Source organism: Pseudomonas juntendi, assembly GCF_009932375.1.
GTDB lineage: Bacteria > Pseudomonadota > Gammaproteobacteria > Pseudomonadales > Pseudomonadaceae > Aquipseudomonas > Aquipseudomonas juntendi.
The window spans coordinates 1-9,577 of sequence record NZ_BLJG01000308.1; the positions used below are offsets into that span (position 1 = coordinate 1).

Annotated in this window: 9 protein-coding genes and 1 pseudogene; 4 read left to right on the plus strand and 6 right to left on the minus strand. The window is 63.1% G+C overall.

Features of this window, described 5'->3' with window-relative positions; all coding sequences use genetic code 11:
* Positions 1 to 77: 77 nt before the first annotated feature.
* Both GYA94_RS25110 and GYA94_RS25115 read right to left on the minus strand, forming a co-directional pair.
* Complete coding sequence (locus GYA94_RS25110) at positions 78 to 410, minus strand: DOPA 4,5-dioxygenase family protein (protein ID WP_009682330.1); 333 nt, start codon at positions 408 to 410, stop codon at positions 78 to 80.
* A gap of 48 nt (positions 411 to 458) precedes the next feature.
* A complete protein-coding gene (locus tag GYA94_RS25115) occupies positions 459 to 1,358 on the minus strand; it encodes a choline sulfate utilization transcriptional regulator (RefSeq protein WP_161893328.1) in 900 nt (299 codons plus the stop codon).
* A gap of 108 nt (positions 1,359 to 1,466) precedes the next feature.
* Between GYA94_RS25115 and betC the strand changes: the two genes are divergently transcribed.
* From betC to GYA94_RS25130, 3 genes are all read left to right on the plus strand, one after another.
* Positions 1,467 to 2,984, plus strand: coding sequence for a choline-sulfatase (gene betC / locus GYA94_RS25120; RefSeq protein ID WP_161893329.1), 1,518 nt, complete (start codon positions 1,467 to 1,469; stop codon positions 2,982 to 2,984).
* 12 nt (positions 2,985 to 2,996) lie between these two features.
* Positions 2,997 to 3,926, plus strand: a complete 930-nt coding sequence (gene choX, locus GYA94_RS25125) for a choline ABC transporter substrate-binding protein (RefSeq protein WP_161893330.1) — start codon at positions 2,997 to 2,999, stop codon at positions 3,924 to 3,926.
* 144 nt (positions 3,927 to 4,070) lie between these two features.
* Positions 4,071 to 5,636 carry a SulP family inorganic anion transporter gene (locus GYA94_RS25130; protein ID WP_161893331.1) on the plus strand — a complete coding sequence of 522 codons (1,566 nt, stop codon included), beginning with the start codon at positions 4,071 to 4,073 and terminating at the stop codon, positions 5,634 to 5,636.
* Between the two features lie 99 nt (positions 5,637 to 5,735).
* Here GYA94_RS25130 and aroE read toward each other — a convergent pair whose 3' ends face one another.
* On the minus strand, positions 5,736 to 6,560 hold the full coding sequence (gene aroE, locus GYA94_RS25135) for a shikimate dehydrogenase (protein ID WP_054911469.1): 825 nt from the start codon (positions 6,558 to 6,560) through the stop codon (positions 5,736 to 5,738).
* A 25-nt stretch (positions 6,561 to 6,585) separates the two neighbouring features.
* A complete protein-coding gene (gene hemF, locus GYA94_RS25140; RefSeq protein ID WP_009682336.1) occupies positions 6,586 to 7,497 on the minus strand; it encodes an oxygen-dependent coproporphyrinogen oxidase in 912 nt (303 codons plus the stop codon).
* Positions 7,498 to 7,631: 134 nt separating this feature from the next.
* On the opposite strand from hemF, the gene GYA94_RS25145 reads away from it, so the two are divergent.
* Positions 7,632 to 8,609 (plus strand): NADPH:quinone reductase, encoded by a 978-nt coding sequence (locus tag GYA94_RS25145; RefSeq protein ID WP_161893332.1) that lies wholly within the window; start codon positions 7,632 to 7,634, stop codon positions 8,607 to 8,609.
* A 121-nt stretch (positions 8,610 to 8,730) separates the two neighbouring features.
* Here the strand turns inward: GYA94_RS25145 and GYA94_RS25150 are convergent, their stop codons facing one another.
* Entirely contained in the window at positions 8,731 to 9,045 is a 315-nt protein-coding gene (locus GYA94_RS25150; RefSeq protein WP_054906115.1) for a hypothetical protein, read from the minus strand.
* Between the two features lie 421 nt (positions 9,046 to 9,466).
* Positions 9,467 to 9,577: pseudogene (locus tag GYA94_RS28365) on the minus strand (nucleotidyltransferase family protein); the annotation flags it as partial.

Here is a 9,577-nt window from a genome sequence, read left to right on the forward strand (position 1 = left end):
CAAACACCTGTCAGCCCTGATGCGATCCCCGTGGGAGCTGGCTTGCCAGCGATGAGCACAACACGAGCACTGAAGGTTCAGCCCCCAAAAACCGACAGGTTCAACGGCCTCACAGCCCCCATCCAGATCGCATGGTCCCGATGGTCCGCCAGTTCATCACCGGTCAGCGGGTGCATGAACACCACCAAACCCTGGCGATGCAGTGCCAACCAAGGCAACACCACCCCCACCACTTCCGGACCGAAAGCCAGCTGGCAGCTCCAGTCCGGGTGCGGGCCCACCGGCTTCTGGTGCATGCGCCCCATGCTCACGGGAAACAGCCGCGCCGCTTCCTCACACAGCGCCCGAGCCTGCTCCAGGGTCGCTGCGTCATAGTAAATGTGGGCGTGGTAACCCTTGATCCTCTGCACGATACCTCCTGGGCCCAAAGCCCGCGTGACTCTGCGCCGAACTCACCCTTACCGGCTTCGCTCGTGCTCCAACCAACCTACGAACCGTTCGATCAACGCGCCCCGGCGTTTGCGCGGCGGCAACACCGCATAATAACCGCGTTCCGAGCGCAGGCTGCCCTCCAGTGGCCGGCAGAGCAAACCCTGCTCGACCAGCCCATCCACCAGGTGCCCCCAGCCAATCGCCACCCCTTGCCCGGCAATCGCCGCCTGTATCAGCAGCGTGTAGTTATCGAACCGCAGTTGCCCGGCTGGCGGTGGGCTGGCCACGCCAAACCCGCGAAACACACCTGCCCAGTCAAACCAGCGGCTGGCCTGCTCACCTTTGAGGTGCAACAACGGCAAGCGCTGCAACGCCAAGGCTGACATGGGTTTGCCATGAATCAGGCGGGGGCTGCACACCGGGAAAACCTCCTCATCGAACAACCAGCGGCTTTCGCCCTGATGAAAGCGCCCATCACCAAACAGCACGGCCACATCGATGTCCGGGCGCAACATGCCCTGGCTGCGCTCACCGGTCACCAGGCTGACATCCACGTGTGGATAAGCCTCGTGAAAGCGCTGCAGGCGCGGCATCAGCCAGAACGCCGCGAACGCGAAGTCGGTGGCCACCTGCAGCACTTCACGCTGGCCGCGCCCACTGACCTGGGCAATACCTTCGTCCATGGCCTGCAACCCTTGGTGCACATGCTCGAACAACAGCTGGCCGGCCTCGGTGAGTTCGATCCCGCGGTACACCCGATCGAACAGGCGTGTGCCCAACTGCGCCTCCAGCCGTTTTACCTGCTGGCTTACCGCAGGCTGGGTGGTGCCCAGCGCCAGGGCCGCCGCAGTGAAGCCACGCAAACGGGCCGCGGCCTCGAACACCCGCAACGTATCCAACGACAGTTCGGCAAAGCGCTCAAACATAAGCTTGGCTAATCCCAGTCATTGCCCGCCATGGGCTTTACCCATGTTATCCACAGTCGCATCTTGATAGGCAAGCGGTTCGCATAACCTTCAACGATGGAAGCCAGCATGACACGCCCGAATATCCTGTTCATCATGGCCGACCAAATGGCCGCACCCCTGCTGCCCATTTATGGGCCTTCACCCATTCAGATGCCGCACCTCAGCCGCCTGGCCGAGCAGGCCGTGGTGTTCGATTCAGCCTACTGCAACAGCCCGCTGTGTGCGCCGTCGCGCTTCACCCTGGTCAGCGGCCAGCTCCCAAGCCGCATCGGTGCCTACGACAATGCTGCAGATTTCCCCGCCGACGTACCGACCTACGCCCACTACCTGCGCCGCCTGGGCTACCGCACGGCGCTGTCGGGCAAGATGCATTTCTGCGGCCCGGACCAGCTGCATGGTTACGAGGAACGCCTGACCAGCGACATCTACCCGGCCGATTATGGCTGGGCAGTGAACTGGGATGAGCCGGATGTGCGCCCAAGCTGGTACCACAACATGTCCTCGGTACTGCAGGCAGGCCCCTGCGTGCGTACCAACCAGCTGGATTTCGACGAGGAGGTGGTGTTCAAGGCGCGCCAGTACCTCTACGACCACGTGCGCGAGAACGACGGCCGGCCGTTTTGCCTGACCGTGTCGATGACCCACCCACACGATCCGTACACCATTCCCAAGCACTACTGGGACCGCTATGAGGGTGTGGATATCCCCATGCCTGGTACCGAATTCAGCCAGGCAGAACTGGACCCGCATTCGCAGCGCCTGCTCAAGGTCTATGACCTGTGGAACAAACCGCTGCCCGTGGACAAGATCCGCGATGCACGCCGGGCCTATTTCGGCGCCTGCAGCTACATCGACGACAACATCGGCAAGCTGCTGCAGACCTTGCAAGAGTGCGACCTGGCCGACGACACCCTGATCGTGTTCTCCGGCGACCACGGCGACATGCTCGGCGAGCGTGGCCTTTGGTACAAGATGCACTGGTTCGAAATGTCGGCGCGGGTGCCACTGTTGGTTCATGCACCGCAGCGCTTTGCCGCCAGCCGTGTCAGCGCCTCGGTATCGACCTGCGATCTGTTACCGACCCTGGTCGAATTGGCGGGCGGGGCTGTGGATAACACCCTGCATCTGGATGGCCGCTCACTGCTTGGCCACCTGCAAGGGCAGGGCGGCCACGACGAAGTGATCGGCGAATACATGGCCGAAGGCACTGTCGGGCCGCTGATGATGATCCGCCGCGGGCATTACAAATTCGTGTACGGCGAAGACGACCCTTGCCTACTCTATGATCTTGACCGCGACCCGCACGAGCGGGAGAACCTCGCCAGCAGCCCGGACCACCAGGCACTGCTGCAGGCGTTCGTCGATGAAGCCCGACAGCGTTGGGACATGCCCAGCTTGCGCCAGCAGGTACTGGCCAGCCAGCGCCGTCGCCGCCTGGTGGCCGAAGCGCTGGCTACCGGCAAGCTGCACAGCTGGGACCATCAACCATGGGTAGATGCCAGCCAACAGTACATGCGTAACCACATTGATCTCGACGACCTCGAGCGCAAGGCACGTTACCCACAGCCCGCCCCCCTGGATTGAGAAGAGGCCGCCATGCACACGTTTTCCGCCGCCGTACTCACCCTGGCCTTGGGCCTGGGTATCACCCCGGCCCACGCCGCCGACGACGATGCACAATGCAGCACGGTAAAAATGGCCGACCCTGGCTGGAGCGACATAGCCACGACCAACGCCGTGGCCCGGCTGCTACTGGAAAGTCTGGGCTACCAGGTGAAGATCGACAGCCTGGCCGTGCCGATCATCTACGGTGGCCTGAAGGACGGCCGTGTGGATGCCTTCCTTGGCAACTGGATGCCGGCGCACCAGGGCTTTCATGACAAGTTCGTCGCCAATGGGGATGTGCAGCAGTTGTCGCGCAACCTGGAAGGCACCGAGTTCACCTTGGCCGTGCCGGACTACGTCTGGAATGCCGGGGTCAAGGATTTCGCCGACCTGCACAAGCACGCCGACCAGTTCGACAAGAAGCTGTACGGCATCGGTTCCGGCGCACCGGCCAACCTGTCGCTCAAACAGATCATCGACAACAATGAGTTCGACCTTGGCCAGTGGAAACTGGTCGAATCCAGCGAGCAGGCGATGCTGACGCAGGTCGACCGCGCCGTGAAGAAGCAGCAATTCATCACCTTCCTAGGCTGGACGCCACACCCGATGAATGTGAAGCTGAAGATGCACTACCTCACGGGCGGGGAAAAATGGTTCGGCAGCAAAGGCCAGGTGTACACCCTGACGCGCAAGGGTTATCCACAAGCCTGCCCGAATGCGGCGAAGCTGCTGGGCAACCTGAAGTTCACACTGGACATGGAAAACAGCATCATGGCCCAGGTTGTGGACAAGAAGATCAGCTTCGACGACGCGGCCAGGGCTTGGGTCAAGACGCACCCCGAGTTACTGGAGGAGTGGTTGGCCGGGGTCACCACCAAAGCCGATGGCGATGCCTTGGAGGCCGTCAAAGCCAAACTATGAACTCACCCGCAATACACCTAACCTGTGGGAGCGGGCATGCCCGCGAACACCGGCAAAGCCGGTGCCATCTATAGCGGTGGCTTCTTCGCAGGCATGCCCGCTCCCACAGGTCAGGTGCATTAAATCAAGGATTGTGGATAACCCATGCATCGTATCATCCACCTGCTGCCATTCCTCGCCTGGCTCCCGCGCCAATCGGTCCGCAGCCTGCGCCAGGACCTGCTGGTGGGCCTGGGCGGTGCCATCCTCGCGCTCCCGCAGTCCATCGCCTATGCCCTGATCGCCGGCCTGCCTGCCGAATACGGCCTGTACGCCGCCATCGTGCCGGTATTGATCGCCTGCCTGTGGGGTTCGTCCTGGCACCTGATCTGCGGCCCGACCGCGGCCATCTCCATCGTGCTCTACGCCAGCATCAGCCCATTGGCCGTGGCTGGCAGTTCGGACTACATCACGCTGGTGCTGCTGCTCACCTTCCTCGGCGGGGTCTTTCAACTGCTGCTGGGGCTGCTGCGCTTCGGTGCGCTGGTCAATTTCGTCTCGCATTCCGTAGTGCTCGGCTTCACCCTTGGCGCCGCGGTCGTCATTGCCCTGGGGCAATTGCCGAACCTGCTGGGCATGGACCTGCCCAGCCAGGCCACGGCGCTGAAAACCGTACAGGACCTGGCCAACCATGCCGGCGAAATCAATGTGCCATCCTTGCTGTTAGGCCTGGCCACCGTGGTTATCGGTGTGGCGCTCAAACTCTGGCGCCCGCGCTGGCCCAGCCTGTTGATAAGCCTGATCGCGGTGAGCCTGATGGCCTGGCTGCTGCCGGGTTGGTTTGGCCATGTGCCGAGGGTCGCGGCATTCACCGGCCAGCTTCCACCCTTGAGCCCGCTGCCCTTGCTGGACGTGGAGCTGATTCTGCGCCTGCTGCCCAGTGCCGTGGCGGTAGGTATGCTGGGGTTGGTCACCAGCCTGTCGATTGCCCGGTCGTTGTCGGCACGCTCGGAACAGCTGATCGACCCTGATCAGGAAATTCGCGCCCAGGGCGTGTCGAACATCGTTGGCGCGTTCTTCTCGGGTTACCTGTCTGCTGGCTCCTTCACCCGTTCAGGCCTGAGCTACGAAGCAGGTGCCCGCTCCCCCATGGCCGGGGTGTTTTCGGCGTTATGGGTGGCGCTGTTCGCCATCACCGGTGCTGGCTTGATCGCGCAGTTGCCGATCCCCGCCATGGCCGGCAGCATTCTGTTGATCTGCTGGGGGCTGGTGGACCGCCAAGCCATCCGCGCGCTGTTCCGGGTCAGCCGTTCGGAGTTCCTGGTAATGGCGCTGACGGCGGCGGCAACCTTGCTGCTGGAGTTGCAGACGGCGATCTATGCCGGGGTGCTGGCGTCGCTGTTCTTCTACCTCAAACGCACATCACGGCCACGGGTGCAGCAAAGCCGCGAAGGTGAAGCGGATGTGCTGCGGGTAGGTGGCTCGATCTTCTTTGGCGCGGCGCACTACCTGCAAGTACGTTTGCAGCTGTGCCAAGGCCCGCATGTGGTGATCGATGCGCGGCAGGTGAATTTCATCGACTACTCGGGTGTAGACATGTTGCACCGCGAGGCACGGCGCTTGCGGCGCCTGGGCGGGAGCCTGACCTTGCACCGGGCCAGGCCGCAGGTGATCGAGGAATTGCAGAAGCTGGAAGGGGCGCAGTTGTGCCCTATCCGATTTGAGGAATGAGGTTGGGTTGAGATTAGGGGCTGCTTTGCAGCCCATCGCGACGCAAGGCCGCTCCCACAAGGGATGGGTGTACGCCGACCCAACGCGGCCCCGGCAATTTCAGCCCCGAGCCAATTGCCGGCGCAACTCAGCCAACACCGGAGCGGTATCCGGCCGTACCCCACGCCAGATAAAGAACGCCTCAGCGGCCTGCTCAGCCAGCATCCCCAACCCATCCAGCACCTTGGCCGCGCCCAGCTTCTGCGCCCACTGGCAAAACGGCGTAGGTTCCTTGCCATACATCATGTCGTAGCAAACCGTGTGCCCTGCCTCGACCAAACTGTCGGCAATCGGCGGCAATTCCCCGGCCAAACTGGCTGAAGTGGCGTTGATGATCACATCCACCGGCTCCTGCAACCAGGCAAACCCGCTGGCCACCACCGGCCCCAGCTCATCGAACTCCCGCGCCAGTTGCTCGGCCTTTTCCACGGTACGGTTGGCGATCACCAGCGATTGCGGCCTGTGCGCCAGGATCGGCTCCAGCACGCCACGCACTGCACCACCGGCACCGAGAATCAAAATGCGCTTGCCCGTCAGCTCGACTCCGGCATTCACCGTCAGGTCACGCACCAGGCCGGCGCCATCGGTGTTGTCACCTTGCAAAGTGCCGTCAGCCAGCTTGCTCAGTGTGTTCACCGCGCCAGCGCGCTGGGCACGCGGGGTCAGGCTGTCGCACAGGCGGTAGGCCTCTTCCTTGAACGGCACGGTGACATTGCCGCCGCTGCCTTGCTTGAAGAAGCCGCGTGCGCAGTCGCTGAACTCATCCAGCGGCGCCAGCAGGGTGGCGTATTCCAGGTCCTGGCCGGTCTGCTCGGCAAACAGGCGGTGAATCAGCGGCGACTTGCTGTGGCCGATGGGGTTACCAAAAACGACGTACTGGTCCATGGCGGCTCCTTGGTTATCCACAGGCTTACTGGCCAAGCCAGTCGCGGTCTTGCAGGAAGTAGTCGGTCAGGCGCGCTTCTTCGCTGCCCGGTGCCGGCTTCCAGTCATAGCCCCAGCGCACCTGTGGCGGCAGCGACATGAGAATGGACTCGGTGCGCCCGCCCGACTGCAGGCCGAACAGGGTGCCGCGGTCGTAGACCAGGTTGAACTCCACGTAGCGGCCGCGGCGGTATTCCTGGAACTCACGCTGCTGCGGGGTATAGGGGGTGTGCTTGCGGCGCTGGACGATCGGCAGGTAGGCGTCGACATAGGCATCGCCAATGGCACGGATGAAGGCGAAGCAAGTGTCGAAGCCCCACTCGTTCAGGTCGTCGAAGAACAGCCCGCCAATGCCGCGTGGCTCGCCACGGTGCTTGAGGTGGAAGTAGCGGTCGCACCAGGCCTTGTAGCGCGGGTACACATCGGCACCGAAGGGTGCACATGCCTGCTCGGCCACGCGGTGCCAGTGAATGCAGTCTTCCTCGACGCCGTAGTATGGGGTCAGGTCGAAACCGCCACCGAACCACCACACCGCCTCTTCGCCTTCCTTCTCGGCAATGAAGAACCGCACATTGGCGTGCGAGGTGGGCACATGCGGGTTGTACGGGTGAATCACCAGCGACACGCCCAAGGCCTCGAAGCCCCGGCCCGCCAGCTCCGGGCGGTGGGCGCTGGCCGACGGCGGCAGGCCGGCGCCGAACACGTGGGAGAAGTTGACCCCACCTTTCTCGATCAGCTTGCCCTCGCCGATCACCCGCGTACGCCCCCCGCCACCGGCTTCGCGCACCCAGGCATCCTCGACGAAGCGGGCACCGCCGTCTTCGTTTTCGAGGGCAGAGCAGATGCGGTCTTGCAGGTCGAGCAGGTAGGCTTTCACGGCCTCGGTGCGGCTAGTCATCGGGTCACCAGGAACGGGCAGGGAAGAATTCGCCGCGTAGCATAACACCGCCAGCGCGCGTGCCGCAGTTGACGGCGATCAAGCAAAGGCGTCCGATAGAAGGCCTTTCCCGATCCCGACTACAGGAGTACGAGATGGCCAAGCGTATCCAGTTCAGCCAGCATGGCGGCCCCGAAGTGCTGCAGTTTGTGGAATTCGAACCCGCCCCGCTGGGGCCCCAGCAGGTGCGCGTGCGCAACCATGCGATCGGCCTGAACTTCATCGACACCTATTTCCGCAGCGGGCTGTATGCACCGCCATCACTGCCTTCGGGGCTGGGCACCGAAGCGGCCGGTGTGGTCGAGGCCGTGGGCGAAGGCGTGACCCGGCTGAAGGTGGGTGACCGCGTGGCCCATGCCGGCGGCCCGCTGGGCGCATACAGCGAGGTTCACACGCTGCCGGAGGCCAACCTGGTCAAGCTGCCCGACAACATCAGCTTCGAGCAGGCAGCGGCGGTGATGCTCAAGGGGTTGACCGTGCAGTACCTGCTGAAGCAAACCTACCAGGTGAAGGCGGGTGACGTGGTCCTGTTCCATGCGGCCGCCGGTGGCGTGGGTTCGCTGGCGTGCCAATGGGCGAAAGCGTTGGGTGCCAAGCTGATCGGCACTGTGAGTTCTGCCGAGAAGGCTGAGCGGGCCAAGGCGCTGGGCGCATGGGCGACCATCGATTACAGCCATGAAGACGTGGCCAAGCGGGTACTGGAGCTGACCGACGGCAAGAAATGCCCAGTGGTGTACGACGGCGTTGGCGCCGATACCTGGCTGACATCGCTGGACTGCCTGCAACCGCGCGGGCTGATGGTGAGCTTCGGTAATGCCTCGGGTGCGGTCAGCGGGGTGAACCTGGGAATTCTGGCGCAGAAGGGCTCGCTGTATGTGACCCGGCCGACCTTGGCGACCTATGCCAACAATGCCGAAAACACCCAAGCCATGGCCGATGACCTGTTTGCGATGATTGGCAGTGGCAAGCTGGTTGTGGATATCCAGCAAAGGTACCCGCTGAGTGAGGCGGCCAAGGCGCAGGCAGAGCTGTCGGCGCGGCGGACTGTAGGGTCGACAGTACTCATTCCCTGAGCCGTGCCCTGTGGGAGCGGGCATGCCCGCGAAGAAGCCACCGCGGTGGATGGCACCGGCTTTGCCGGTATTCGCGGGCGCGCCCGCTCCCACAGGTGCTGCGTCGGCTCTGAAAGCTGCGCTATGGCTGTGAGGGTCGGTTCGTCGGTGGCGGGGTCGACTCGATCCCATCGAGGATTGCCTCGACCACCCCCTCTGCCATTTCAATCGCATGCAGGTTCGACCAGAACATGCCACGGCCCTCTTCGCGCATGTAGTCCAGAGCTTTGTAGCCGGTTTCGTAGGCGCTGCGCAGGTACAGGGCTACATGGACCAGAGCGTCTTCGGCGGAAATGTTCGGGTTGACGGTGAAGAGGGGATCATGGCCAGCATCGCAGCGGCCAAAGGGGCGGGTGGAGGTGCAGGGTAGGGGTGGATCGGGCACTATTTTTTTCATGGCTTGCTCCAGGCATGAGCTGGCGCCAAGCCGTTACCACACGGTTTAGGCGGCAGCTGTACGCGAGGTGGTAAACCGGGCTGGAGGCGCTCCCGGCAGGCACGAAGCCTCCCGCGCACAGCTGCCATAGCTGTGACGCCCCAAGCACATCCGGGTTACCACACCCGATCGCCAAGTTATTCGGCGACGGTTGAAGCCTAAGGGCAGAGGTTCCCACTGAGAAGGTGATGGCAGAGGACGCGGGTCGTAGGATATTTCCCAAGCCGCGAGCTGGACAGCCATTTTGGCAACAATCAGAAAACCCTGATGCACCAGACCGGATGGTATCTGTGCTGCAAGGCGCTCGATCTCATAAGCGCTGAAATTGTTTCGGCGAACACCTTTCACAGGCGCAGAACATGTTGTGGCAAACACCCCATGCCTACATCAACCCCTGCGGCGTATCCACATCCCGCAACACCCCTGCATCCTCCACCTCAACCTCCACACAACAATCCCGCTGCGCCCGCACTACCGCCCGCGCCCCTTCATC

Excerpts from the sequence above, each read along its gene's own strand:
- choX (WP_161893330.1), top strand. The coding sequence starts at position 2,997 with ATGCACACGTTTTCCGCCGCCGTACTCACCCTGGCCTTGGGCCTGGGT.
- GYA94_RS25145 (WP_161893332.1), top strand. The coding sequence starts at position 7,632 with ATGGCCAAGCGTATCCAGTTCAGCCAGCATGGCGGCCCCGAAGTGCTG.
- aroE (WP_054911469.1), bottom strand. The coding sequence starts at position 6,560 with ATGGACCAGTACGTCGTTTTTGGTAACCCCATCGGCCACAGCAAGTCG.
- GYA94_RS25150 (WP_054906115.1), bottom strand. The coding sequence starts at position 9,045 with ATGAAAAAAATAGTGCCCGATCCACCCCTACCCTGCACCTCCACCCGC.
- GYA94_RS25130 (WP_161893331.1), top strand. The coding sequence starts at position 4,071 with ATGCATCGTATCATCCACCTGCTGCCATTCCTCGCCTGGCTCCCGCGC.
- hemF (WP_009682336.1), bottom strand. The coding sequence starts at position 7,497 with ATGACTAGCCGCACCGAGGCCGTGAAAGCCTACCTGCTCGACCTGCAA.
- betC (WP_161893329.1), top strand. The coding sequence starts at position 1,467 with ATGACACGCCCGAATATCCTGTTCATCATGGCCGACCAAATGGCCGCA.
- GYA94_RS25115 (WP_161893328.1), bottom strand. The coding sequence starts at position 1,358 with ATGTTTGAGCGCTTTGCCGAACTGTCGTTGGATACGTTGCGGGTGTTC.